Raw genomic sequence first — 23,481 nt, forward strand, 5'->3', positions numbered from 1 at the left:
GATGCGCGAATACCTCAAGTTCTACATCGACGGCCAGTGGGTGGACCCGGTCGAGCTCACCACCCTCGACGTCGAGAACCCGGCCACCGAGCAGGTCGCCGGCAAGATCGCGCTCGGTTCGGCCGCCGACGTCGACCGTGCCGTCGCTGCGGCGCGGCGGGCGTTTGCCGGCTGGTCGCAGAGCAGCCGTACCGAACGCCTGGATCTGCTGCAGTCGATCCTGGCCGAATATCAGCGCCGCAGCAGTGATCTCGCCGATGCGGTGCACGAGGAGATCGGGGCGCCGCCCGCGCTGGCCGGGGGAACCCAGGTGCAACTCGGGCTCGGCCACATGCTGACCGCGATCGACGCGCTGAAGAACTTCGCGTTCGAAGAACAGCGTGGCGACACCCTGGTGGTCCGGGAGCCGATCGGGGTCTGCGGTCTGATCACCCCGTGGAACTGGCCGCTGAACCAGATCGCGGTGAAGGTCTACCCGGCGCTGGCGACCGGGTGCACCATGGTGCTCAAACCCTCGGAGGTCGCGCCGTTCTCGGCCTACATCTTCACTGAGATCATGGCCGCCGCGGGCGTTCCGGCCGGCGTCTACAACATGGTCAACGGCGACGGTCCCGGCGTCGGGGTGGCCCTGGCGCAACATCGCGACGTCGACATGGTGTCGTTCACCGGTTCGACCCGGGCCGGTGTCGCGGTGGCCGAGAACGCCGCGCCGACGGTGAAGCGGGTGACCCAGGAACTCGGCGGCAAGAGCCCCAACATCGTGCTCGACGACGATGCGTTCGCCGCCAGCGTCACCGCGGGCGTGTCGGTCATGATGGTCAACTCCGGGCAGAGTTGCAATGCGCCGTCACGGATGCTGGTGCCCAACTCCCGGATGGACGAGGCCATCGCGATTGCGAAGGCGGTCGCCGAGCAGGTGAAGGTGGGTGATCCCGCCGACGCCAAGGCGATCGGCCCGGTGGCGTCGGCGGCGCAGTTCGCCAAGGTGCAGGGCCTGATCGAGCAGGGCATCGCCGAGGGGGCGACCGTCGCCGCGGGCGGCGCGGGCCGGCCCGACGGACTCGACAGCGGCTACTTCGTTCGACCGACGGTCTTCGCGCACGTGAACAACCAGATGACGATCGCGCGCGAAGAGATCTTCGGCCCGGTGCTGTGCATCCTCGGCTATGACGACCTGGACGAGGCCGTCGAGATCGCCAACGACACCGACTACGGCCTGGCCGGCTACGTGTCGGGCGCCGACCTCGACGCCGCGCGCGGGATCGCCCGCCGGATCCGGGCCGGCTCGGTGGCGATCAACCACGCCTTCGACATGAACGCACCGTTCGGCGGCTACAAGCGCAGCGGCAACGGCCGTGAGTGGAGCGATGCCGGTTTCCACGAATATGTGGAGATCAAGAGCACGTTGGGCTACGGGGCCGCCGCCGGTTGACAACCGGCGGCCGGGCCCGGCCCGACCATTCGATGACTATTCGTAGTGGACGGTGATCGAGCCGCCTTCGGGAACAGCCTGGCAGGTCAGGATGTAGCCGTCGGCGACCTCATCATCGTCGAGTGCGGTGTTGGCGATCATCTTCGCGCTGCCCTCGCTGATGTGGGCGATGCAGGTGCCGCAGTTGCCGGCCTCGCAGGAGAACGGCGGTGTCAGCCCGGCCCGCCGGGCGCTCTCCAGCAGGGTCTCGCCGGCGACGCGCGGCACCGACTCCTTCTTGCGCCCGAGGTGAATCGTCACCGTCCCGCTCACCTCGGCCGCGGTGCCGGCAGCGGCCGGTGCCGCCGTCGGTATCTCGGCGGCAGCGCCGCCGGTGTCGAAGTCCTCGACGAACAGCCGACCCGGGCCCGGCCAGGCCTGGCGCACCACCGCCATGAAGCCCTCCGGGCCGCACAGGTAGCAGTCGGCCCCGGTGTCCGCGCCGACGAACGCGGTGACGGCCGCCGCGTCGAGCAGCCCGTTCTCGGCGTCGCGATGCCGCTGCACCGACAGCCGGCCCGGGTACCGGGCGGTGAGTTCGCTCAGCGCGTCGTCGAAGATCGCCGCCGAGGCGTCCCGGTCGGCGCAGAGCAGCCGTACTGTGCGGTCGGTGGTGGCCAGCGCGCTCTTGGCCAGCGACAGGATCGGCGTAATCCCGCTGCCGCCGGAGAATCCCAGCAGCGGGGAGTCCGAGGAGTCCAGGCAGAAGGTCCCCGCCGCGCGGGTCATGGTCAACTCGTCGCCCTCGGCGAGGTTGTCCAGCAACCAGTTCGACACCTTCCCGCCGGGCACCCGCTTGACCGTGGTCATCAGCTCGGTGTCGGTCTCCGGGGCGCTCGACATGGAGTAGGACCGGTAGAGCTCCTCGCCGTCGACGTGTACCTGGAACGTCGAGTACTGACCGGCCCGGTAGGGGAACGTCCCCTCATGCGGTGCCAGCACGAACGTGTACGCGTCGGCGGTCTCCTTGACGATGCGGGTCACGGTCGCCCGCTGGAAAACATGAGTGACCGCCATGACCACCCCTTCCGGTTTGCGTTCTTCGTTACAGAGAATACTATTCTCTCAAACCGATAGGATCTTCTCAAATGTCTTCTGGGCTGCGTGCGTCATCCACCGCGGTGCTCACGTTCGAGGACCGGCAGTTACCCCTGCCGGAGCTTGACGCACGGGCCGGCGCGCTGGCGGCCGCGCTGGCCGCCGACGGCGTGACGGCCGGTGACCGGGTCGCGTTGATGGCGTCGAACCGGCCCGAGTTCGTCGTCGCCGTGCAGGCCATCTGGCGGCTCGGGGCGGTGGCCGCCCTGATCAGTCCCGCCTGGAAGCGCGACGAGGTGGCGCACGCGCTGGCGCTGACCCAGCCCCGCTACGCGCTCGGCGACCAGTCGGTGCTGGCCGAGCTGATGCCGATGCGGCATCTCGACGACGAGATCGCCCCGGTGACGGCCGTGGCGCCCGCCGATGACCCACCGGAGCCGGGCGCCGACGCACTGCTGGTGTTCAGTTCCGGTACCACCGGCCTGCCCAAAGCGGTACGGCACACCCACGCCTCGCTGGCCGCGGGAGTGCGGCACTGGCGGGATGCGCTGGGGCTGACCGCGGATGACCGGATCCAGGTCGTGACCCCGCCGTCACACATCCTCGGGCTGCTCAACATCCTGACCGCGCTGAGCGTCGGGGCGCAGGTGCGGCTGCACCGCCGCTTCGACATCGACGTGATGCTGGCAACGATCGGCCAAGACCGGATCACCGTGGAGATGGCGGTGGCACCGATCGCGCTGGCCATCGCCGCACACCCGGAGCTGGAATCGTTCGACCTGTCGTCGCTGCGCTACATCATGTGGGGCGCCACGCCCATCACCGCCGCCGTCGCCGAACAGGTCACCCGGCGCACCGGGGTCAGCTGGGTGCCCGCCTACGGCACCAGCGAGCTGCCGGTGCTGGCCTGCAGCCCGACCGACGGGGCCCGCGGGGACGAGGCGGTGCTGGACACCGTCGGTCGCCCGGTTCCCGGGGTGGCGCTTCAGGTGGTGGACATGGCCACCGGCGAGCCGCTGCCGCCGGGCGTCCCCGGTGAGATCCTGGCCCGTTCCGAGTCGTTGATGGCCGGCTATCTTCCCGACGAGGCGACGTCGGAAGTATTGCGCGACGGCTGGTTTCACACCGGTGATGTCGGCTACCTCGACGCCGGCGGTTGGTTACGGATCACCGACCGCTGCAAGGAGATGATCAAGGTCCGCGGTTTTCAGGTGGCCCCCGCCGAGATCGAGGCGGTGCTGCACGAGCATCCGGCCGTCGCCGACTGCGGGGTGTTCGGGGTGCCCGACGAGCGCGACGGGGAGGCCGTCGTGGCAGCGGTCGCGCTGCGCGCACCGGTCAGCGAGGCTGAGCTGACCGAGCTGGTGGCCGATCGGCTCGCCACCTACAAGCACCCGCGCCGGGTCGTGGTCGTTCCCGAGATTCCCCGGCTGCCGTCCGGAAAGCTGTTGCGTCGACTACTGAAGGAGCGCCTATGGATGTCCGGCTGAATGCCGAGCAGCGACAACTGCGGGAGGCCGCGGCGAAGCTCGCCGACGATCTGGGGCCCGGCTCGGTCGCCGAACTCGACGATGCCGGTCGAGTGGCCCGGCTGGAAAAGGCTGTCGCCCAAACGGGTTGGCGCTCGCTGCGCTCCGACGGGGCGTCCGGCGTGGAGGTGGCGATCGTCGCCGAGGAGTTCGGCCGCGGCCTGGTCGACGTGCCGTTCCTCGGTCCGGTGCTCGCCGACGATCTGGGCCGGCACGTGACGCTGGGATCAGCGCCGGCCACGGTCACCCACCACCAGACCGCCGTCGACGCCCGCGGGGCCGAGCAGGCCGTCACGGTGCGCGAGCGCGCGGTAGTGACCGTCCCGCTCGGTGCGCTGCGGTGCGGAGCCGACTTGACCCGGCCCGGCGCCGAACTGGCCGGGGAGCCGCACCAGCTCGGTGAGCTCAGCGCCGAGAGCGCCGCGGCGTGGCAGGCGCTGGCGCTGGTGACCACCGGCGCCGACCTGGTCGGCGCCGCGCGCGGCGCGCACGCACTGGCATGCGACTACGCCAAGATCCGCGAACAGTACGGCAAACCGATCGGCAGTTATCAGGCCATCGCCCATCTGCTCGCCGAGGGTCTGGCACTGATCGAAGGCTCGGTGAGCGTGCTGCGGCATGCCGCCTGGGCGGTCGACGAGGCCGACGCGGCCGACGCGGTCCGTGCCGCCCGCATCGCCAAAATCTACTGCGCCCGCACCGCCCGGACGGTCTGCGAGACCGCGATCCAGGTGCACGGCGGTATCGGCAACACCTGGGAATGCCTGGCGCATGTGTACCTGCGGCGTGCGTTGACCTCGACCGGCCTGTGGCCCGTGACGATTAGGGAGATCGCTGATGGACTTTCGTGACTCGCCCGCCGAGGCCGACTTCCGCAACCGGCTTCGGTCCTGGCTGGCCGAGCGGGCCGGCACCTTTCCCGCCGCCGGCGACGACGAGTACTGGGCGCGCCAGGGCGAATGGCACCAGGCCCTCTACGGCGCCGGCTTCTTCGGGGTGTCCTGGCCCCGCGCCTACGGCGGCCAGGAGCTGCCACCGGTCTACGACGTGATCGTCGACGAGGAACTGGCCGCCGCCGGCGCCCCGCCGCGACCGAGCCTGGGCTATCTGGTCGTCGGGCTGGGTCGCCACGCGAGCAAGGAACTGCAGCAACGGTTCCTGCCCGGGATGATCGACGGCACGCAGCGCTGGTGCCAGGGGTTCTCCGAGCCCGGAGCCGGCTCGGACCTGGCGTCGCTGACCACCACCGCGACCCGCGATGGCGACGATTACGTTATTCACGGCCACAAGATCTGGACCAGCTACTCCGACGTCGCCGACTGGTGTCTGCTGTTGGCCCGCACCGACAAGGACGCGCCGCGGCACCGCGGTATCTCGGCGTTCATCATCTCCATGCACCAGCCCGGCATCGAGCAGCGGCCGCTGCGGATGATCAACGGTGTCACCACCGAATTCGGGCAGGTGCTCTTCGACGGCGCCACCGTTCCGGCGAGCCAGCTGGTGGGCGAACCGGGCGAGGGGTGGAAACTGGCGATGACCGTCGTCGGCCACGAGCGCGAGCCGTCGACGCTGGGGTACTCGGCCCGCTACGGTAAACTCGTTCGCCAGATGGCGACTCGGGTGGATCGTGCCGGTGCCGAGGTGCCCGAGGAATTGGCTTGGGCGGCAGTGGAAACCGAGATGCTGCGGTTACACGTCCGTCGGCGGCTCTCCGAACAGCTTGACGGCCTGTCGCACGGGCCCGAGGGCTCGCTGGACAAGCTGCTGATGACCTGGGTGGAACAGTCCGTCGGCCACGCCGCGCTGGCGGTCGGTGGCGTCGACGACCCCGACCTGCTCAGCGCCTACCTTTACAGCCGCGCCCAGAGTGTGATGGGCGGGACCTCGCAGATTCAGAAGAACATCATTGCCGGCCGAATCCTGGGATTGACCGAGTGATCGCGAACGCGGGCGAAGCCCGGGTGAAGCGGGTCACGACTATTGACCGAGTGATCGCGAACGCGGGCGAAGCCCGGGTGAAGCGGGTCACGACAAGATAGGGGAGTCTAGACATGTACGACATGCCTGCTGAAATCGACGTGCGCGCCGATGGTCCGTTGCGGATCATCACGCTCAACCGCCCCGACGCGCTGAATGCCGTCAATGACGCACTGCACTGCGGCCTGGCGAAACTGTGGACACAGCTCGACGAGGATCACGATGCCCGTGCCGCGGTGCTGACCGGCAGTGGGCGGGCGTTCTCTGCCGGCGGCGACTTCAGCTACCTCGACGAGATCCGCCGCGACGACAAGCTGCGCGCCAAGACGATTGCGCACGGTCGGGAGATCGTGCTGGGGATGGCGCGCTGCCGCACCCCGGTGATCGCCGCGGTCAACGGGCCCGCCGTCGGGCTGGGCTGCAGCCTGGTGGCGCTCAGCGACATCGTCTACATGGCCGAAGGCGCCTATCTTGCGGATCCGCACGTGCAGGTCGGTCTGGTCGCCGCCGACGGTGGACCGCTGACCTGGCCGTTGCAGATGAGCCTGTTGCAGGCCAAGGAGTACGCGCTGACCGGAGCCCGGATTCCGGCCGCCCGCGCAGTCGAGCTGGGCTTGGCCAACCACGTCGTGGAAGATCCGGTGGCCGAGGCGATCTCGTGTGCCAAGCGCATCATCGAGTTGCCCCGCCAGGCGGTGGAGAGCACCAAGCGGCTGCTCAATATCCACCTGGAGCGCGCCGTGCTGGCCACCTTGGACTTCGCGAACATGGCCGAGGAACAGTCGTTTGGAACCGACGACTTCAACGCCATCATCGATCGGCTCACCGCGAAGCAGAATTGACCCCGCCGATGCAGATCGCCGAGTTGCTCGTCGCGGCGCGGGCCGGCTCGGTGCGTGCCACCGGCCGGCTGCTCAGCCTGGTCGAAAGCGGCCGGCGGACCGAGGTGCTGTCCGCCGTCGGGCCCGCCGCCACCCGGGTCATCGGAGTGACCGGGCCGCCCGGCGCCGGCAAGTCCACCACGATCGCGGCGCTGGTCGGGGCGTATCGCGAGCGTGACCTGCGGGTGGCGGTGCTGGCCGTCGACCCGTCCTCGCCGTTCAGCGGCGGCGCGCTGCTGGGTGATCGCATCCGGATGGCCGCGCACATCAACGATCCGGCGGTGCTGATCCGCTCGGTGGCCTCTCGCGGCCACCTGGGCGGGCTGGCCGAAGCGGTGCCGGCGGCCATCCAGTTGCTGGCCGGGCTCGGCTACGACGTGCTGCTGCTGGAGTCGGTCGGGGTGGGCCAGTCCGAGATCGAGATCGCCGCGATCGCCGCGCCGACGATCGTCGTGCTCAATCCGGGTGCCGGTGATGCGGTGCAGGCCGCCAAGGCCGGACTGCTGGAGGTGGCCGACATCGTGGTGGTCAACAAGGCCGACCGCGAAGGGGCGCAACAGACCGTACGCGACCTCCGGGTCGAGCTGAAGCACACCGGCGCACCGATACTCACCCTGATCGCCTCGCGGGGCGAGGGCCTCGGTGAGCTGGTCGACACCATCGAGGCCCACCACCGCACCGACAGCCGGGAGCGCCGGCTGGCGCGGTCGCGGTCACAGATCCTGTCGCTGGCACAGACCCGGCTGCGGTCCCACCCGGCGCTGGGCAGACTCGCCGAGTCGGTCGTCGACGGCAGCGATGACCCCTATTCGGCGGCGGAGCGGCTGTTGTCGCCGGAGGACGAATGAGACTTCAGGACCGCTTCCGGGCCGACCAGCGCGGCAGGTGCAGCGGCAGATCGTTGTAGGTGGCGATGCCCGGCTCGGCGGCCACCACGGCCGGGATGGCGTTGATCGGCGGCATTGCGGTCATGATGTGGCCGAGCTCGAAGAAATCATCGATCGACTTCGCCGAGGCGATCAGGTCCGGCGGCGGCGTGAAGCCGACTTGCATGTTGACCGTCGGGCGGCCGTCGATAGTGATCTTCCAACCGTCGCCGTCGAGTTGCCAATCTGGTTCCAGCGTCTGGCCTTTGCGCCACCGTACGTTGATGTCGATCACGGTCTCACCGCCGGCGATGCCCCGCCAGCTGGCGAACACGCCCGCGACGTGACCGGCCGGGATGGTCCACGACGCCATCGTCAGATCCTCGGTGGTCTGGGCGTATTCGGATACACAGGTGATCTCGTCGAGCTCGACGCCGATCGCGTCGGCGACCAGCTGCACCGCCTCGGCGAACACCGCGGTGCCGTTGGCGGCCATCGGCGCCAGGTCCGGGTCGTCGATGGCGGCACCGAACCCCACCGGGCGCTCGGTGTCGGGGGAGTCATACAGCGTGGTGTCGGCCGTTTCGGTGATGGTGACCTTGTCGACCCGGTCGCAGGCCGTCGCCGCCACGATGGCCAGCAGTTCGGCGAATCCGGGACTGACACCGGAACCGAACAGCGTGGCGCCGCCCTTGCGGCACGCCTCCTCGAGGCGGGCCCGATCGTCGCCGAGGTTGCGACCGGTGATGAACGACGCCGACGTCACCACGTTGACGCCCGCCGACAGGATCTCGACCAGTTCGCCGACGTTGATCCACATCGGGTTGTAGACCACGCAGTCGGGTTTCAGCGCCAGCAGCGCCGCGGCGTCGTTGGTGGCCGGGATCCCGAGCGGATCGATGCCGACCAATTCGCCCGCGTCGCGGCCGACCTTGTCGTCGGACCATGCGAAGAGTCCGACGAGTTCGTAATCGGGATTGGCGGCGATCGCCCGGACGGAACTCTTGCCGACGTTGCCCGTCGTCCACTGGACGATCCGATAGGGGACGGTCGCCATATGTATCACCTTGTCTTGCCTACATCTGCGCCCAGACGACCTTCGTCTGGAGATAGGTCTCGATACCGGCCTTGCCCGACTCGTAGCCCCAGCCGGATTGCTTGTACCCGCCGAACGGCATCGAGTGGTCGAACTGCATCTGGCAGTTCAACCCCACCGTTCCGGCCTTGAGACGCTTGGCCAGCCGGTGGGCCCGGCCCAGGTTGGACGTCCACGCGGTAGCGGCCAACCCGTAGGTGCTGTTGTTGGCCAGCGCGATCGCCTCGTCGTCGTCGTCGAACGGCAGGATCGTGACCACCGGCCCGAAGATCTCCTCCTGGAACAGCCGGCTGGAGTCGGGGTCGACGTCGGTGACGACCGTGGGGTGCACGAAGTAGCCCTTGCGGTCGAGCCGGTGTCCACCGGTGACGAGCTCGGCACCGTCGGACCTGCCTTGCTCCAGGTAGCCGAGCACCCGGGTGAGCTGCTTCTGGCTGATCAGTGGTCCGATCATGACGCCGTCGTCTTTGGGGCCGCCGAGCTGCATGCTGTTGGCCATGTTGGCGACGCCCTCCACGACCCGCTCGTAAACGCCGCGCTGGGCGAAGATGCGCGAGCCGCACACGCACGCCTGCCCGGAGTGCACGAACGTGCCGAACGAGGCCATGGTGATGGCCATGTCGAGATCGGCGTCGTCGTAGATGAGCACCGGCGACTTGCCGCCGAGTTCCAACGTCACCTTATTGAGATTGCTTGCGGCCGAGGCCCGTACGATCTCCCGGCCGACTTCGGTGGAGCCGGTGAACGCGACCTTGTCCACGTCGGGATGCGCGGTGATGGCCGCACCGGCGGTGTGCCCGTAGCCCAGCACCATGTTGACCACGCCGTCGGGCACCCCGGCCTCGGACAGGATCCGGTCCAGCACCAGTGCCGAGAGCGGGGTCTCCTCGGCGGGCTTGACGACACTGCTGCAACCGGCGGCCAGCGACGGGGCCAGCTTGGCGCAGAAGTTGAAGACCGGGCCGTTCCACGGGAAGATCAGCCCGACCACGTCATAGGGCTCGCGCAGCGTGTAGACGTGCTGATGGGATTCGATGCCGGTCAGGCCGCCGGTGTTCACGTCGCGTGCGATGCCGTCGATCTTGGTGCACCAGCCGGCGTAGTAGCGGAACCACTCCGAGCCGACCTTGGTGATGATGGCGGCCTGGGCGGCGGGGATGCCCGCATTGACGGACTCGAGTTCGGCGAGAATCTCGGCGTTCTCGTCGATCAGGTCGGCGATCCGCCACAGCACCCGGGCCCGATCGTAGTCGGCCAGCTTCGACCAGACCCCGGACTCGGCGGTGGCCTTGGCGCGGGCGACGGCGTCGTTGACGGCTTCGGGTCCGCAGTCGGTGAACTCGGTGAGCTGCTCTTCGGTGGCCGGATCGATGATCGGGATCACGTCACCGGTGCCGGGCACCTTCCGGATGTCGTCCAACACCGTCTGCACCGACATCGGTAATCCTCTTCTCGCATGCGGATAATTGGGTTCGCAGCATGAGGCTATGCGCTTCACGAGGGGAAGTCCAGGGTTCCGGAATAGCCGGAGCCGCAGCGGAGCGCTCCGCTCGCGCTCGGCGATCAGCGGGCGGACGAACCGGGTCGAGCGCGGCGGTCAGCTGCGCGCGAAGCCGTTCGCGCAGAAGTCCCACACCTCGTCGGCGGTCAGCGGTTTGACCGCCGGATCGGCTGAGGCCGGGCTGGATTGGGCGTTGAACATGACCGTCTGCATGATCATCGCCGCCACCCGTTTGGGGTTGGAGCCGGCGCGCAGCCGCCCGGCGGCGGCCGCGTCTTTGGTCAGCTCGGTGAGCAATGCCAACAGCGGGGTGTGGGCGACCTTGACCTCGGCGGGGTGGGTCAGCAGCAGGCTCGGGGCGAAGTCGGTGAACAGCGGCCGTTTGGCCGCCGGGTCCGGCCGCGACGACTCGAACAGCAACTCCACCGCGACTTTGAGGCGTTCGAGCGGATCGGTGTAGTTGGCCGCCGCGGCGCGGATCTGTTCGGCCGCGCGGCTCAGGGCGTCCTCGAACAGTGCCAGCAGCAGCTCGTGCTTGCCGTCGAACTGCAGGTAGAAGCTGCGCAGCGATTGCCGCGAGCGGTCGACGACCTCCTGCACGGTGAAGTCGGTGCTGCCCTTCTCGATGATGATCGACTGGGCCGCGTCCAAGAACCGCTGGACGCGTTGCGCCGCGCGAATTTTCGCTGTCTTGATGGAGCGTTCGACCGCGCGCTGCTTCCAGGCGGGTTCTTCGCTCGGGCTGGTCACCGCCACTCCGGGCGGGTGTGCGGTAGGCGAGGCACAGCGCAACTGTACTGGACGGTAACCAGCCGGCGTCGCGCCACACCGGATCGGGGCTGACGATTCTGAGATCGCAACTTCTCCATTCGAGAATGATATTCTCATCGCTGCGTCTATGGAAGCGGACTCGCAACATCCGAGCCGGTCCGGATGGAGAGCCCGAGACGCCCGAGCCGAGGAGTGTCGGTGCAGCTGGCCTTTGATTCCGACGTCGAGAATTTCCGGGCGGAGTTCTCGGCGTTCCTCGACGAACATCTACCCACCGACGCCGAGGCGCTCGAGCGGTCTCGGTCGTGCTCCCACGTCCCGGACTGGGCACGGCGCTGGCAGCGACTGCTGTTCGACAACGGCTGGCTGCTGCCCGGCAACCCGCCGGAGTACGGCGGCCGCAACGCCACGATCCTGCAGCAGTACGTGCACTCCGAGGAGTTGTCACGCCGGCGGATCTACCCCAGCTTCAATCCGCAAGGGGTCGGCATCATCGCGGCGTCGCTGCTCTCATTCGGCACCGATGAGCAGAAGCGGCGGTGGGCCGTCCCGATCCTGCGTGCCGAGATCACGGCGTCGCTGGGCATGAGCGAGCCGGGCGCGGGCTCGGACCTGGCCGGATTGCAGACCCGCGCGGTACTGGACGGCGACCATTTCGTGGTCAACGGCCAGAAGGTATGGACGTCGGGCGCCCACGACGCCGACGTGCTGTTGACCTTCGTACGGACCGACCCGGACGCCCCCAAACACAAGGGCATCAGTGTCTTGCTGATCCCGACCGATACCCCCGGGGTGGTGCGGCGGCCGTTCGCGTCGGCGTGTGACCACGACGACGTCGACTTCAACGAGGTGTTCTTCACCGACGTGGTGGTTCCCGCCGAGAACCTGGTCGGTCCGCTCAACGGCGGCTGGGGGGTGGCCAACGGCTCGCTCGGGCATGAACGGACGCTGCTGTGGATGAGCTTCGCCGATCGGTTGCGTGACCTGATCCACGACTTCCGGCCGGCCGGGGCGCTGAACCGCGACCGTTTTGCGACCTTGCTGATGGATCACCAGGCGTTGCAGCTGCTCGGCTCGGTGGCACTGGCCCAGGCGGCGCGCGGCGAACAGGACGTCCCTGCGCTGTCGGTGTTGAAGCTGCTGGGCTCCGAGGCGGTGCAGACCGCGGCCGAGCACGCGCTCGACGCGGCCGGCAGCGGCAGCCTGGCACACCCGGGCAGTTCCGGCACCTACATGCCGATGAACGAGGACTACGCGACCGCCGGCTGGTTCGATCGCTACCTGCGCAGCTTCTCGGGGACCATCGCCGGTGGCACGTCGGAGATCCAGCGCAACATCATCGCGCAACGGGTGCTGGGCCTGCCGCGGTAAATAGCGCGAGCAGTCCCCCGCAAGCGGGAGGTGCCCCCAGCTAAAGCCCCCTAAAACGCGTGGATTTGGGGGCTTTGGCGTCTGCTCGGCGGTCTAAAGCTGCGCCAGCCGGGGCGCCGAGCCGCGGGCCCGCAGGCCGCCGCCGACCCGGCGCGTCAGTTCCCGGGAGCCGCCGAGCAATCCGTCGAGCACCAGCACCCGCTCGACGTGACGATGCAGGTCGTGCTCGGCGGTGAACCCGATACCGCCCAGCACCTGCTGGCAGTGCTTGGCCGCGGTCAGTGCGGCCTTGCCCGCGGCGGCCTTGGCCAGCATGGAGGACAGGTCCGGGCTTTCCGCGGTCAGCGCCGCCAGCGTCGCCTCGGCGCCCTCAATGGCCACCAGGGTCTCGGCGAGCCGGTGCCGAACGGCCTGGAAGGAGGCGATCGGCTTACCGAACTGCACCCGGTCCAGGGCGTGTTGGCGGGCCAGGGCGAGCATTGCGCGCGCCGAGCCGATCAGCCACCAGCACACCGCGCGCCGCGCCTCGCCGAGTCGCATCAGCTCGCCGTCGGGCACTTCTCGCAGCGGAAGCCCACCGAGGGCGGCGGTATCGCCCTCGTGCCGGCCGCGTTCCCAGATCACCCAGCGGCCACCGGCATAGGGCATCGGCGGCGTGCCGCCGGGCAGGCCACCGATGGTCTCCAGGATCACGTCGTTGAGCACCGATGCATGTGAACCCGTCTCGCCGAGCAGCCGGAACACCAGCGGTATGGCCAGATCCGGGTTCTCGGAGAGCATTTCCGCCCAACCGAGCTCGGCCAGGGCCCCGTCCAGCTCCACGCCGGAACATCCCAGCATGGTCTTGCGGAGGGTGCCCTCCAGCAGGGCCAGTGATGCCGCGTCGATCTCGCCGGACATCATCACTCCTTCCCGAGGTCGAGCAGGCGGCGGGCGATGATGTTGCGTTGCACCTCGGCGGTCCCCCCGTAGATCGTGGCGGCCCTGGAGTACAGGTACTCGGTACGCCATTCGCCCTCGGCCAGCTCGATCGTGCCCGGCAGCAACTCGCGGGCGGTGTCGTAGAGCAGTTGTTCGGCGGCGGCCAGCAGCACCTTGTCGATCGAGGTCTCCGCGCCCAGCCGATGGCCGTCGGCCAGCCGGTGCTGGGTGGCCCGGGAACGGCAACGCAAGGTGTGCAGTGCCAGATACACCGCGCCCAGGTCGTTGTCGATCTCGGCGCCCTGGCGCTTCACCGCGGCGATCAGTGCGTCGAAGCGCGAGTACAGGTAGGCGATGCGCTGCCAGAAGCAGGTGGACCGCTCATAGGGCAGCAGGTCCATGGCGAGTTGCCACCCGTCGCCGGGCTTGCCGAGCATCCGCGAGCCGTCGACGACCACATCGTCGAAATACACCTCGCAGAACTCGTCGACGCCGTGCATGGTCCGCAGCGGCCGCACCTCGATTCCGGGGCTGTCGATGTCGACGAAGAACGCCGTGATCGCCTGGTGGTTGGGCGTATCCGCGTCGCCGGTACGCGTCAGCAGAATGCACCGCTGCGAGTGCTGGGCGAAGCTGGTCCAGACCTTCTGCCCGTTGATCACCCACTGGTCGCCGCGCGGGGCGGCCCGGGTGGTCAGCGAGGCCAGGTCGCTACCCGAGCCCGGCTCGGAAAAGCCTTGGCACCACTGCTCGTCGCCGCGCAACAGTCTGGGGACCATCTCGGCAGCGAGCTCGGGCCGGGCGTAGTCGATCATCGTCGGCGTGAGCACCTCGAGCATGGAGTACGGTCCCGGCTCCGCCAATCGGCGACCGACGACCTCTTCACCGACGATGGCCCGCAGCACGTCCGGGCCGCCGAGGCCGCCGGCGCGCTCGGGCCAGCCGTAACGGCCCCACCCGGCCTCGTAGAGCGCGCTCTGGACCCGGGCGAACTGCCGCATGTGCGCTTCCAGCGAGTCGTCCTCGGACGGCGCCAGATCATTGGCGTCGAGCCAGGCGCGTAGTTGGGTGCGGAACTCGGCGGGATCGTGCAGTGCACTCATCCCGCTTCGGGCCTGCCCACGGCGTGCGGCCGTCCCGCATCATGGGCGCCGCTGCGCCGGATGAACGTCATCTTGCGGGTCCGAAGCCGCCAGCCGTCGGCGGTGCGCACGTAGGTGTCGTTGTAGTAGCCGATGCGCATGTCGTGGCTGGCGTGGTCGATGAAGCACAGCGGTTGGGTGCCGGTCGCGTTGTCGCCGTCGAGTTCGATCGCCGGGGTGCCGGTCATGAACAAGCCTTTGGGGGCGGCATCGACCAGCACTGGAAACCGGTCCAGCGAGTAGGTTTCGCCGAACGCGCTGTAGGTGCCGTCGGGCGTGAACACCGCCACCAGCCCGTCGATGTCGCCCTGGGTGATGGTCACCGCGTAGCGCGCCAGCGTCTGCTGGATCTCGACGAGGTCGTCAGTTCTTGTTGACATACACCTGACCGCCTTTCATGACGAACTGTACGTTGCGGGTAACGGTGATGTCGGACAACGGATCTCCCGGTACCCCGATGATGTCTGCGAGTAGGCCCTCGGCCAGCCGGCCGCGGTCGGCCGCGTTGATCAGTTCGGCAGCGGTCACCGTCGCCGCCTTGAGCACGGCGGCCGGCGGCATCCCCCAGTCGACCAGGGTGACCAGTTCGTCGGCGTTGCGGCCGTGCGGGATCGCCGGTGCGTCGGTGCCGACGGCGATCTTCACCCCCGCCTCGTAGGCGGCCTTGATGGAAGTGCGTGCCTTGGGGAACATCTCGGCTGCCTTGGCCTGCAACACCGGCGGGGCTTTGGAGACGTCCATCGCCTCGGCCAACCGCCGTGTGGTGACCAGGAAGCGGTCGTGCTCGACGAGCATGGCGATCGCCTCGTCGTCCATCAGGAAGCCGTGCTCGATGCAGTCGATCCCGCACGCCACCGCGTGTTTGACCGCCTCGGCGCCGTGGGTGTGCGCGGCGACGCGCAGCCCGCGGCGGTGCGCCTCATCGACGATCACGCGCAATTCCTCGTCCGAATAATGTTGGGCGCCCGCCTCTCCGGTCAGCGACATGACGCCACCGGAACAGCACACTTTGATCAGTTGTGCACCGTGCTTGATCTGGTAGCGGACCGCCTTGCGGATCTCGTCGACACCGTTGGCGATGCCCTCCTCGACCGTCAACTCCAGCACGCCGGGCATGAATGCGGCGAACATCGTCGGATCCAGGTGGCCGCCCGTGGGCGTGATGGCATGGCCGGCCGGCACCACCCGCGGGCCTTCGATCCAGCCGGCGTCGATCGCCTTGCCCAGCGCCACGTCGAGCAGGTAGCCGCCGGTCTTGACGAACAACCCGAGGTTGCGCACCGTGGTGAAGCCGGCCCGCAGCGTGCGCCGCGCATTGCCCACCGCACGCAGTACCCGGGTCGGCGGATCGTCCTGGACCTGGGACAGGCCGGGGTTCTCACCCCGGCCGCCCATCAGCAGGTTGACCTCCATGTCCATCAGCCCGGGCAGCAGGATCAGGTCACCCAGATCCAGCACCTCGTCATCCGTACCGGAGGTCGGGGCCTCGCCGATGCCGACGATCCGATCGCCCTCGACCCGGATGACCCCGGGCCGGATGATCTCGCCGGAGTCGACGTCAAGCAGCCCGGCCGCCTTGAGCGTCAGCACCTTTAGACGACCGGTTCCTTTATGCAGTCGATCCAGGCCGCGCCGCTGTCGGGGACCCGGGCCTGCTTCCATGCCTCGATCGGGAAGGAGACCATCACCAACGACTGCATGACATGCATCAGCGAGCGGGCGTCGTCGGGCAGGTCACGCAGGTCGAACTTGTCCAGGTAGGTGATGGCGTCCTCGAGCCGTCCGAACGCGGCGTCGTAGAACTCCTGCATCTCGCCCATGGTGGAGGCCAGCCGTTTGGCATAGCGCTCCGGTTCGGTCGCCAGCGCCCAGTCGGCGTAGGGCTGCAGGTCAGCGAAGTCAGCGGGTAGCGCCATTGGCGTGCTCCTTCTGGGTCTTGAGGTACTCGGTCACGTAATCGTTGGCGGTCTTGTGCAGGTGACGCAGCAGGATCTCCTGGTCGCACAACAGGAAGTCGTCCACGACCTTCGTGCCGATCATGGTCTGGGTTGCTTCCAGGGTATTGGCGTCCTGCAACGCGTATTCCTTGAACGTCACCGCGGCCAGTTCCTGGGCCAGACGCTCCCGGGCATTGCGCGGCGGCACGAAGTACAGGCTGGCCTCGAAGATGTGCTTGTCGACGGCGGTCGGCCAGTACTGGTAGGTCAGGTACCAGCCCGGCTCCCAGATCAGAATCATGAAGTTGGGGAAGAACACGAAGGAGTCGATGCCCCACTGCGGTACGCGCTTGATGTTCACCGACGGCGGCAATTCCTTGAGCTCGGCAATGAGATCCGGCTTGTCCCAAGGGCCGAACAGCCCGCTGCGCAGCGCACGGTCCAACGGCTTGACCATGTTGAGGTCGGCCGGCGGCGACTGACCACCCCACGTTGATTGCAGGCTGTGTGGTCCGGCCAGCTCGTAGTGCAGCGCCTCGTAGCCGTACTTCTGGATCTTGGCGGCCTCCTCCTTGGTGTATTGCCCCTGGTGCAGGATCGGCGCGTGGTAGAACTCGGTGAAAGCGTCCATGAAAAGCTTCCAGTTGCTACCGATTTCAGACTTGTAGGAGTAGACCTCGGTCATCTCGCCGAACGGGTAGCCCTCGATGCCCTTGGCCAGCGATCCGAGATACTCGTTGAGCGGGCCGGCGTTGTCGTCGAAGTTGACGAAGATGAAGCCCTCCCACACCTCGCAGCGCACCGGCACCAGCCCGTACTGGCTCTTGTCGACGTCGAAGAACTCGCCCTCCTGCTGGATGAACGTGAGGTCGCCGTCGAGGCTGTAGCGCCACGCGTGGTACTTGCAGGTGAACTGTCGGCAGGTGCCCTCGGTCTCCTCATTGGGGAAGTCGTTCCACACCAACTTGTTACCGCGGTGGCGGCAGATGTTGTGGAAGGCCCGGACTACACCGTCCTTGCCCTTGACGATGATGATCGAGGTGCCCTTGCACACCGAGGGCAGTTCCCTGGTGAAGTAGCTGCCGGTCTTGGGCACCCGCTCGACGCGCCCGACGTGCAGCCAGGTGCGCTTGAAGATCGCCTCCTGCTCCAGGGCGAAGTGCTCCGGGTCGGTCGAGCTCGTGTAGTCGACCGGCTCTGTGCCGAGTTCGGGGTAGCTCTGCGTCCAGCTACCCGCTGCGGGCTTGGGGAAATGTGCCACGGAAATTACCTCCCTGATTCGGGTTCTTCATCGAGTTCAACGCCAAAAGTGTTGAAGGCCATGGCCAACATGCTGTAGCAGCCGACCGTGAAGACGAGTTCCATCAGCTGGTGCTCGTCCAGGTGTTGGGCGAGGATCGTCTCGGTGGCGGGGGAGAGCCGGGAATCCTCGTCGAGCTCATCGGCGGCGGTGAGCACCGCCTGATGCAACTCGTCGCGCGCCGCGCCGTGTTGCAGGTCCTCGATGTCGGCGTCGGTGAGCCCGGCCTCTTTGCCGATCGTGATGTGGTGGACCCACTCGTATTCGCAACCGCGGCGGTAGGCGGTCCTCAGGATGGCGAGCTCGCGCAGCTTCGCGGGCAACGACGAACGGTAGAGCAGTTCGACGTTGAATTTCAGGAATGCCCGGGCCAGTTTCGGGTGGTGGACCAGCATGGTCATCGCCGAGCCGGCGTCGCGCGGGTTGCGCCGATCGGCGGTCAGCACCTGAGCGAGCGCGCGCTGGACCGCCTCTTCGTCCCACTGGGACTCCGACAGCGGGGTCAGCCGCATCCGCTCCTCCTCGGTGTGAGAATCACATTCTCATATTTGACCAATAGATTTCCATGTTTCCCACGATTGGTCAACACTCGACCGTCGCCGCAGGCTGGACGGGTAGGGGGGCGCGTTCGGCGGTGCTGCCGTCGCGCCCGGACGGGCCCGGCCCGCCGCCCGGGTCAGAAGGTTGATTCTCCGAAATGGGGAAGCTAGTTTTCATTGAAGGCGACAGAAGCATCAGGGGACCGGCATCGCCGTCGGACCCGGATCGGAGGATGGGCCGTGAACAAGGACGACATGATTCTGATCAGCGTCGACGACCACACCGTCGAGCCGCCGGACATGTTCGCCAACCACCTGCCGCGCAAGTATCTCGATGACGCGCCGCGGCTGGTGCACAACGCGGACGGCTCCGACACCTGGCAGTTCCGCGACGTGGTGATCCCCAACGTCGCCCTCAACGCGGTCGCGGGACGGCCCAAGGAGGAATACGGTCTGGAACCCCAGGGGCTCGACGAGATCCGGCCCGGTTGCTACAACGTCGACGAGCGGATCAAGGACATGAACGCCGGCGGAATCCTCGGCTCGATCTGCTTCCCGTCGTTTCCCGGTTTCGCCGGCCGGCTGTTCGCCACCGACGACCCCGACTTTTCGGTGGCCCTGGTGCAGGCCTACAACGACTGGCACATCGACGAGTGGTGCGGGGCCTACCCCGGGCGCTTCATCCCGATGGGGCTGCCGGTGATCTGGGACGCCGAGAAGTGCGCCGCCGAGGTGCGACGGGTGTCCAAGAAGGGCGTGCACGCCCTGACGTTCAGTGAGAACCCGGCGGCCATGGGTTACCCGAGCTTCCACGATCCCTATTGGGACCCGCTGTGGAAAGCGCTGTGCGACACCGACACCGTGCTCAATGTCCACATCGGGTCGTCGGGCAAGCTGGCGATCACCGCGCCGGATGCGCCGATGGACGTGATGATCACACTGCAGCCGATGAACATCGTGCAGGCGGCCGCGGACCTGTTGTGGTCCAAGCCGGTGAAGGACTATCCCGACCTCAAGATCGCGCTGTCGGAGGGTGGCACCGGCTGGATCCCGTACTTCCTGGAGCGGGTGGATCGCACCTACGAGATGCACTCGGTCTGGACCGGGCAGGACTTCGGCGGCAAGCTGCCGTCAGAGGTGTTCCGCGAGCACTTCCTGACCTGCTTCATCTCCGATCCGGTCGGTGTGAAGCTCCGGCACGACATCGGCATCGACAACATCGCCTGGGAAGCCGACTACCCGCATAGCGACTCGATGTGGCCCGGGGCGCCCGAAGAACTCTGGGATGTGCTCAGCGCCAACAACGTCCCCGATGACGACATCAACAAGATGACCCACCTGAATGCCATGCGCTGGTACTCGTTCGACCCGTTCGCCCATATTCCGCGTGACCAGGCCACGGTGGGCGGCCTGCGGCGGGCCGCCGAGGGCCATGACGTCTCGATTCGTGCGCTCAGCCAGCACAAGCACGGTGAGCGACAGGCGAATGCGCTGATGGACGCCGCGCGGTCGAATAGCTGAGTGGGGCTGCGTTGACGGGCATCCCCGGGTGTGAAAGTGTGTCGATCGTATCCGAGAATGGCATTCTCGGATACGAGATCGAGGAAGTAGGACGGGGACGTGATGAATCCGGATGACATCGATTTCTTTACCGACCAGGCGGTCGTCGGCGACCCCTACCCCTATTTGCGCGCCCTGCGGGAGCGCTCACCGGTCACCCGGGAGCCGCATCACGGCGTGATGATGGTGACCGGGTGGGACGAGGCGTGCGCCGTGGCCGGCAACGCCGAGGTGTTCTCGTCGTGCATCGCGGTGACCGGCCCGTTCCCGGGCTTCCCGGTGCCCCTCGACGGCGACCTGGGCGGCGAGACCGTGGCGGGGCTGATCGACAAGCACCGCGACGAACTGCCGTTCAGCGACCAGCTTCCGACGCTGGACCCGCCGACGCACACCAACCACCGGGCGTTGCTGATGCGCCTGCTGACCCCCAAGCGCCTCAAGGAGAACGAGGACGCCATGTGGGAGCTCGCCGACCAAGTGCTCGACGAGTATCTCGCGCCGGGCGCGGGCGAATTCATCAACGGCTTCGCCGCCCCGTTCACCTTGCTGGTCATCGCCGACCTGCTGGGTGTTCCGGATGAAGACCGCGACGAGTTCGTCAAGAACCTGCATCACAACGTGGGCGGCGGGGTCGGCAGCACCGACGCCAAGGCGCTGGCGCACAGTCCGCTGGAATTCCTCTACGGCACCTTCGCCGATTACGTCGCCGATCGCCGCCGCACGCCGCGCGGCGATGTGCTCAGCGGGATGGCGGAGGCGACGTTCCCGGACGGCACCGTCCCGGACCCGATGGACGTGGCCCGGGTCGCGGCCAACGTCTATTCGGCCGGGCAGGAGACCACGGTGCGGCTGCTCGGCTCCGCGCTGAAGATCATCGGCGAGCGCGACGACATCCAGCAGCGGCTGCGCGACGACCGCAGCCTGATCCCGAACTTCATCGAAGAGGTGCTGCGGTTCGAGAGCCCGGTCAAAGGTGACTTCCGGCTCTCCCGGGTGGACACCGAGATCGGCGGGGTCGAGGTCCCGGCCGGCACGACGCTGATGGTGATCAGCGCCGCGGCCAACCGGGATCCTCGCCGCTTCAGCGACCCGGACACCTTCGATCTCGCCCGTTCCAATGCCCGCCAGCACATCACCTTCGGGCGCGGCATCCACAGCTGCCCGGGATCGCCGCTGGCGCGGGCGGAGACCAGGATCGCCATCGAGCGGCTGCTGGATCGTACGGTCGACATCAGGCTCTCCGAGGAGCTGCACGGCCCGGCCGGCGCGCGTCGGTTCAACTACATCCCGACCTACATCCTGCGCGGCCTGATCGAACTCAACCTGGAGTTCACCCCGACGGGAAGGGGAACGCGATGAAAGCGTGGGTAGACCCGGATCGGTGTGCCGGGCATGGCATCTGCACCACGATCTGTCCCGAGGTGTTCGCGATCAACGCGGACGGCTATTCGGAGGTCACCGTCGATGAGGTGCCGCCGCAGTACGAGGACGCGGTTCGCGACGCCATCAAGCAGTGCCCCGAACACGCCATCGACGATGTCACCGACAAACCGGCGGAGGAGAGCTGATGACCAGCGGGCCCAAGGGATACGTCATTCTGACCGAGGCCATCAACGACCCGTCGGGCATGCTCGCCTACGGCAAGGCCGCCCAACCGACGATGGCGTCCGGCGGCGCGAAGATCCTGGCCGTCGAGACCAAACCCGAGGTGGTGGAAGGCGACTGGCACGGCAGCCAGACCGTGGTCCTGGAGTTCGAATCGGTGGACGCCGCTCGGGCCTGGTACTTCTCCGAGGGCTACCAGCAGGCCGCGAAGCTGCGGCAGGCCGCCGCCGACTGCAACGCGGTCATCCTCTCCGGGTTCCAGATGTCGTTAGCGGACTAGGTGTTCTTGACGGGCAGGTTGTGAACGCGTAGGCGCTCGGTCGGGCTCTTTCCGCCGATGCCGGTGTGGGGTCGGTGGTTGCAGTGATGCAGCCAGTCTTGCTAGGTCACTGCGCGGGCGGCGTTGGACCGGTAGGTGTGGGCGTAGGCCTATTCGGCGGTCAGGGTTCAGTTGAAGCGTTCCACCTTGCCGTTGTCTGCGGCCGGCACGGTCGGGTCCGCTTATGGGCGAGATCTTCGCCCAGTGCGTGGGCGAAAAGTGAACCGCCTGGGTTCGATGCCGCTGCTGTTTGAGTCCGGAAGGATGAACAGCATGCCGAAGAAGATCGAATCTGCGTTGCGTGAACGCGCCGTGCGGATGGTGACCGAGCATCAACAGGAGTATCCGTCGTTGACCGCTGCCTGCGAGGCGGTGGCCCGCCAAGTCGGCGTCGGTAAGGAGTCGGTGCGCCGATGGGTGGTGCAGGACCAGGTCGACTCCGGCCACAGGCCCGGGGTCACCACGTCAGGGGATGACCAGATCAAGCGCTTGCGGGCCGAAGACCACAGGCTGCGTGAGGATGTCGCGATCTTGAAGGCAGCCACACAACTTTCTTTGCGGGGGCCAGCCAGCGGGTCGGAGATATTGTCAAGACCTCTGATCAGTGCTCGAGGGTGCGTCCGAAAATTGCTACTCGATCGGTTCGTCGCCGAGCACCGTGGTACGGAACATCAACCGTGGAGAGTCCACCGGATAAGGTGTCGCTCGGTGGAGTACACCGCGGTTGTTCCAGATGACCGTGTCTCCAACAGACCATTTGTGCCGGTATACCAGCCCCGGTGCAGTTGCCCGGTCGAGCAGTTCGTCCAGCAGCGACCGGCCTTCAGCAGGGTCCATCCCCACCACGTAATCCGCCGAAACGCCGAGGACCAGCGATTTACGTCCGGTGCGGTGTGTCCACACGAGTGGCTGCTCGTGTGTGCTTTTCGACCGCCATTGCGCCAGCAGGGTCGGTGAAGGATCCGGGATGACGCGACGCTGCGAAGCCTCCACAGAATGGATCACCCGAAGCCCGGCGAAACGCGCTTTCTCGTTATCGGCCAACGCGTCATAGGCAGCGTATGCGCTGGCGAATTCGGTCTCGCCGCCGTGTTCGGCCACCACCTTTGCGCTCAGCAGGGTGGCCATCTGCGGGCACTCGTCGCCGGTCGGCGTGCAGCCGTCGATATGCCATCCGAATGTCGCACGCAGGTACGACGCATCTCGGTTTTTCGTCTTGTCCAAGCTTAATGGGTAGATTCCGGGTACCGGGTGTTGCCCGTCGTTGGAATCGTCGATAGGGCCGAGCTGTCGGCAGAAGGCGACCTGGCTTTCCGGGTCGAGATCCAAACCCCGAAACACCAGCACCCCACACTCCTCAAGGGCCTCGAGGATGGCGCGGGCCAGGGAGTCGTCCGATACAAGGCGGCCGGGATCTACATCAATTACTTCGGCTCCGACAGCTCCAGAAAACCTATTGATGCTGAACAGACTCATCGACCGCAGTTCCCTTCTGTGTTCCGACGCCCACGGATCCGGGTCGTCCTCGCCGTTGCCGCTGTGGCAGAACGTACCAACCTACGAAGGGGTTTGCAAACAATATTTTTTAATTCGGATGAACGATCGCTCCAGACAGGCTCGCCGACACCGGCCTGGTTGGCCTAGGCTCATTTCCGCG

23 protein-coding genes and 2 pseudogenes are annotated in these 23,481 nt (G+C 67.3%); 12 read left to right on the forward strand and 13 right to left on the reverse strand.

Features of this window, described 5'->3' with window-relative positions; all coding sequences use genetic code 11:
* Nucleotide 1: 1 nt before the first annotated feature.
* Nucleotides 2-1,432, forward strand: coding sequence for an aldehyde dehydrogenase family protein (locus ACAG20_RS10100; RefSeq protein ID WP_013830444.1), 1,431 nt, complete (start codon nucleotides 2-4; stop codon nucleotides 1,430-1,432).
* A gap of 36 nt (nucleotides 1,433-1,468) precedes the next feature.
* Here ACAG20_RS10100 and ACAG20_RS10105 read toward each other — a convergent pair whose 3' ends face one another.
* Nucleotides 1,469-2,488, reverse strand: a complete 1,020-nt coding sequence (locus ACAG20_RS10105) for a 2Fe-2S iron-sulfur cluster-binding protein (protein WP_370492431.1) — start codon at nucleotides 2,486-2,488, stop codon at nucleotides 1,469-1,471.
* A 71-nt stretch (nucleotides 2,489-2,559) separates the two neighbouring features.
* On the opposite strand from ACAG20_RS10105, the gene ACAG20_RS10110 reads away from it, so the two are divergent.
* The 5 genes from ACAG20_RS10110 (at nucleotide 2,560) to meaB (ending at nucleotide 7,744) form a co-directional block, all read left to right on the forward strand.
* Nucleotides 2,560-3,999 (forward strand): class I adenylate-forming enzyme family protein, encoded by a 1,440-nt coding sequence (locus tag ACAG20_RS10110; RefSeq protein ID WP_013830442.1) that lies wholly within the window; start codon nucleotides 2,560-2,562, stop codon nucleotides 3,997-3,999.
* Nucleotides 3,984-4,889: an acyl-CoA dehydrogenase family protein gene (locus ACAG20_RS10115; protein WP_370492432.1), complete on the forward strand. Its 906-nt coding sequence runs from the start codon at nucleotides 3,984-3,986 to the stop codon at nucleotides 4,887-4,889. Before ACAG20_RS10110 ends, ACAG20_RS10115 begins: the two co-directional genes overlap by 16 nt.
* Nucleotides 4,876-5,976, forward strand: a complete 1,101-nt coding sequence (locus ACAG20_RS10120) for an acyl-CoA dehydrogenase family protein (RefSeq protein ID WP_370492433.1) — start codon at nucleotides 4,876-4,878, stop codon at nucleotides 5,974-5,976. Before ACAG20_RS10115 ends, ACAG20_RS10120 begins: the two co-directional genes overlap by 14 nt.
* A gap of 113 nt (nucleotides 5,977-6,089) precedes the next feature.
* Entirely contained in the window at nucleotides 6,090-6,857 is a 768-nt protein-coding gene (locus ACAG20_RS10125; RefSeq protein ID WP_112686486.1) for an enoyl-CoA hydratase/isomerase family protein, read from the forward strand.
* Between the two features lie 8 nt (nucleotides 6,858-6,865).
* On the forward strand, nucleotides 6,866-7,744 hold the full coding sequence (meaB, locus tag ACAG20_RS10130; protein WP_370492521.1) for a methylmalonyl Co-A mutase-associated GTPase MeaB: 879 nt from the start codon (nucleotides 6,866-6,868) through the stop codon (nucleotides 7,742-7,744).
* Between the two features lie 4 nt (nucleotides 7,745-7,748).
* Here meaB and ACAG20_RS10135 read toward each other — a convergent pair whose 3' ends face one another.
* The 3 genes from ACAG20_RS10135 to ACAG20_RS10145 form a co-directional block, all read right to left on the reverse strand.
* Entirely contained in the window at nucleotides 7,749-8,819 is a 1,071-nt protein-coding gene (locus tag ACAG20_RS10135; RefSeq protein ID WP_112683984.1) for a dihydrodipicolinate reductase, read from the reverse strand.
* A gap of 19 nt (nucleotides 8,820-8,838) precedes the next feature.
* Nucleotides 8,839-10,296: an aldehyde dehydrogenase gene (locus ACAG20_RS10140; RefSeq protein WP_112683983.1), complete on the reverse strand. Its 1,458-nt coding sequence runs from the start codon at nucleotides 10,294-10,296 to the stop codon at nucleotides 8,839-8,841.
* Nucleotides 10,297-10,455: 159 nt separating this feature from the next.
* Entirely contained in the window at nucleotides 10,456-11,109 is a 654-nt protein-coding gene (locus ACAG20_RS10145) for a TetR/AcrR family transcriptional regulator (protein WP_370492434.1), read from the reverse strand.
* A 219-nt stretch (nucleotides 11,110-11,328) separates the two neighbouring features.
* Between ACAG20_RS10145 and ACAG20_RS10150 the strand changes: the two genes are divergently transcribed.
* Complete coding sequence (locus ACAG20_RS10150) at nucleotides 11,329-12,501, forward strand: acyl-CoA dehydrogenase family protein (RefSeq protein WP_370492435.1); 1,173 nt, start codon at nucleotides 11,329-11,331, stop codon at nucleotides 12,499-12,501.
* Nucleotides 12,502-12,594: 93 nt separating this feature from the next.
* Here ACAG20_RS10150 and ACAG20_RS10155 read toward each other — a convergent pair whose 3' ends face one another.
* From ACAG20_RS10155 to ACAG20_RS10185, 7 genes are read right to left on the reverse strand one after another with little or no spacing between them, the layout of a single operon-like run.
* Nucleotides 12,595-13,401 (reverse strand): acyl-CoA dehydrogenase family protein, encoded by an 807-nt coding sequence (locus ACAG20_RS10155; protein ID WP_165824909.1) that lies wholly within the window; start codon nucleotides 13,399-13,401, stop codon nucleotides 12,595-12,597.
* 2 nt (nucleotides 13,402-13,403) lie between these two features.
* The gene (locus tag ACAG20_RS10160) at nucleotides 13,404-14,525 is read right to left on the reverse strand and encodes an acyl-CoA dehydrogenase family protein (RefSeq protein WP_370492436.1); all 1,122 of its coding nucleotides are present in this window, start codon (nucleotides 14,523-14,525) and stop codon (nucleotides 13,404-13,406) included.
* Nucleotides 14,522-14,944: a nuclear transport factor 2 family protein gene (locus tag ACAG20_RS10165; protein ID WP_370492437.1), complete on the reverse strand. Its 423-nt coding sequence runs from the start codon at nucleotides 14,942-14,944 to the stop codon at nucleotides 14,522-14,524. Before ACAG20_RS10165 ends, ACAG20_RS10160 begins: the two co-directional genes overlap by 4 nt.
* Nucleotides 14,928-16,154, reverse strand: coding sequence for an amidohydrolase family protein (locus ACAG20_RS10170; RefSeq protein ID WP_112683981.1), 1,227 nt, complete (start codon nucleotides 16,152-16,154; stop codon nucleotides 14,928-14,930). The genes ACAG20_RS10165 and ACAG20_RS10170 overlap by 17 nt, the downstream gene beginning before the upstream one ends.
* Nucleotides 16,155-16,156: 2 nt before the next feature.
* The gene (locus ACAG20_RS10175) at nucleotides 16,157-16,480 is read right to left on the reverse strand and encodes a hypothetical protein (protein ID WP_370492438.1); all 324 of its coding nucleotides are present in this window, start codon (nucleotides 16,478-16,480) and stop codon (nucleotides 16,157-16,159) included.
* Nucleotides 16,464-17,762 carry an aromatic ring-hydroxylating dioxygenase subunit alpha gene (locus ACAG20_RS10180; RefSeq protein WP_370492439.1) on the reverse strand — a complete coding sequence of 433 codons (1,299 nt, stop codon included), beginning with the start codon at nucleotides 17,760-17,762 and terminating at the stop codon, nucleotides 16,464-16,466. Before ACAG20_RS10180 ends, ACAG20_RS10175 begins: the two co-directional genes overlap by 17 nt.
* 5 nt (nucleotides 17,763-17,767) lie before the next feature.
* A complete protein-coding gene (locus ACAG20_RS10185; protein ID WP_370492441.1) occupies nucleotides 17,768-18,313 on the reverse strand; it encodes a carboxymuconolactone decarboxylase family protein in 546 nt (181 codons plus the stop codon).
* Nucleotides 18,314-18,580: 267 nt separating this feature from the next.
* Here ACAG20_RS10185 and ACAG20_RS10190 point away from each other — a divergent pair, with 267 nt between their 5' ends.
* The 4 genes from ACAG20_RS10190 to ACAG20_RS10205 all read left to right on the forward strand — a co-directional run bounded on the left by ACAG20_RS10190 (nucleotide 18,581) and on the right by ACAG20_RS10205 (nucleotide 21,785).
* On the forward strand, nucleotides 18,581-19,861 hold the full coding sequence (locus ACAG20_RS10190; RefSeq protein WP_370492442.1) for an amidohydrolase family protein: 1,281 nt from the start codon (nucleotides 18,581-18,583) through the stop codon (nucleotides 19,859-19,861).
* Nucleotides 19,862-19,963: 102 nt separating this feature from the next.
* Complete coding sequence (locus tag ACAG20_RS10195; RefSeq protein ID WP_370492522.1) at nucleotides 19,964-21,259, forward strand: cytochrome P450; 1,296 nt, start codon at nucleotides 19,964-19,966, stop codon at nucleotides 21,257-21,259.
* Complete coding sequence (locus ACAG20_RS10200; protein WP_370492443.1) at nucleotides 21,256-21,468, forward strand: ferredoxin; 213 nt, start codon at nucleotides 21,256-21,258, stop codon at nucleotides 21,466-21,468. The genes ACAG20_RS10195 and ACAG20_RS10200 overlap by 4 nt, the downstream gene beginning before the upstream one ends.
* The gene (locus ACAG20_RS10205; protein ID WP_370492444.1) at nucleotides 21,468-21,785 is read left to right on the forward strand and encodes a DUF1330 domain-containing protein; all 318 of its coding nucleotides are present in this window, start codon (nucleotides 21,468-21,470) and stop codon (nucleotides 21,783-21,785) included. Before ACAG20_RS10200 ends, ACAG20_RS10205 begins: the two co-directional genes overlap by 1 nt.
* On the opposite strand, the pseudogene ACAG20_RS10210 reads toward ACAG20_RS10205, so the two are convergent.
* Nucleotides 21,782-22,041 (reverse strand): annotated as a pseudogene (locus ACAG20_RS10210) (integrase core domain-containing protein); the annotation flags it as partial. The gene ACAG20_RS10205 and the pseudogene ACAG20_RS10210 overlap by 4 nt on opposite strands.
* Before the next feature lie 56 nt (nucleotides 22,042-22,097).
* On the opposite strand from ACAG20_RS10210, the pseudogene ACAG20_RS10215 reads away from it, so the two are divergent.
* Nucleotides 22,098-22,388: pseudogene (locus ACAG20_RS10215) on the forward strand (IS3 family transposase); the annotation flags it as partial.
* Between the two features lie 66 nt (nucleotides 22,389-22,454).
* On the opposite strand, the gene ACAG20_RS10220 reads toward ACAG20_RS10215, so the two are convergent.
* Nucleotides 22,455-23,300, reverse strand: a complete 846-nt coding sequence (locus ACAG20_RS10220; RefSeq protein ID WP_370492445.1) for a TauD/TfdA dioxygenase family protein — start codon at nucleotides 23,298-23,300, stop codon at nucleotides 22,455-22,457.
* Between the last annotated feature and the right edge of the window lie 181 nt (nucleotides 23,301-23,481).

Origin of the sequence: Mycobacterium sp. pW045, from assembly GCF_041287085.1 — a bacterium.
GTDB classification, from domain to species: domain Bacteria; phylum Actinomycetota; class Actinomycetes; order Mycobacteriales; family Mycobacteriaceae; genus Mycobacterium; species Mycobacterium algericum_A.

Coding starts and splice junctions, on each gene's coding strand:
- ACAG20_RS10185 (WP_370492441.1), bottom strand. CDS start 18,313: ATGCGGCTGACCCCGCTGTCGGAGTCCCAGTGGGACGAAGAGGCGGTC.
- ACAG20_RS10105 (WP_370492431.1), bottom strand. CDS start 2,488: ATGGCGGTCACTCATGTTTTCCAGCGGGCGACCGTGACCCGCATCGTC.
- ACAG20_RS10120 (WP_370492433.1), top strand. CDS start 4,876: ATGGACTTTCGTGACTCGCCCGCCGAGGCCGACTTCCGCAACCGGCTT.
- ACAG20_RS10125 (WP_112686486.1), top strand. CDS start 6,090: ATGTACGACATGCCTGCTGAAATCGACGTGCGCGCCGATGGTCCGTTG.
- ACAG20_RS10160 (WP_370492436.1), bottom strand. CDS start 14,525: ATGAGTGCACTGCACGATCCCGCCGAGTTCCGCACCCAACTACGCGCC.
- ACAG20_RS10140 (WP_112683983.1), bottom strand. CDS start 10,296: ATGTCGGTGCAGACGGTGTTGGACGACATCCGGAAGGTGCCCGGCACC.
- ACAG20_RS10200 (WP_370492443.1), top strand. CDS start 21,256: ATGAAAGCGTGGGTAGACCCGGATCGGTGTGCCGGGCATGGCATCTGC.
- ACAG20_RS10110 (WP_013830442.1), top strand. CDS start 2,560: ATGTCTTCTGGGCTGCGTGCGTCATCCACCGCGGTGCTCACGTTCGAG.
- ACAG20_RS10155 (WP_165824909.1), bottom strand. CDS start 13,401: ATGTCCGGCGAGATCGACGCGGCATCACTGGCCCTGCTGGAGGGCACC.
- ACAG20_RS10175 (WP_370492438.1), bottom strand. CDS start 16,480: ATGGCGCTACCCGCTGACTTCGCTGACCTGCAGCCCTACGCCGACTGG.
- ACAG20_RS10220 (WP_370492445.1), bottom strand. CDS start 23,300: ATGAGTCTGTTCAGCATCAATAGGTTTTCTGGAGCTGTCGGAGCCGAA.
- ACAG20_RS10100 (WP_013830444.1), top strand. CDS start 2: ATGCGCGAATACCTCAAGTTCTACATCGACGGCCAGTGGGTGGACCCG.
- ACAG20_RS10115 (WP_370492432.1), top strand. CDS start 3,984: ATGGATGTCCGGCTGAATGCCGAGCAGCGACAACTGCGGGAGGCCGCG.
- ACAG20_RS10165 (WP_370492437.1), bottom strand. CDS start 14,944: ATGTCAACAAGAACTGACGACCTCGTCGAGATCCAGCAGACGCTGGCG.
- ACAG20_RS10195 (WP_370492522.1), top strand. CDS start 19,964: ATGAATCCGGATGACATCGATTTCTTTACCGACCAGGCGGTCGTCGGC.
- meaB (WP_370492521.1), top strand. CDS start 6,866: ATGCAGATCGCCGAGTTGCTCGTCGCGGCGCGGGCCGGCTCGGTGCGT.
- ACAG20_RS10135 (WP_112683984.1), bottom strand. CDS start 8,819: ATGGCGACCGTCCCCTATCGGATCGTCCAGTGGACGACGGGCAACGTC.
- ACAG20_RS10205 (WP_370492444.1), top strand. CDS start 21,468: ATGACCAGCGGGCCCAAGGGATACGTCATTCTGACCGAGGCCATCAAC.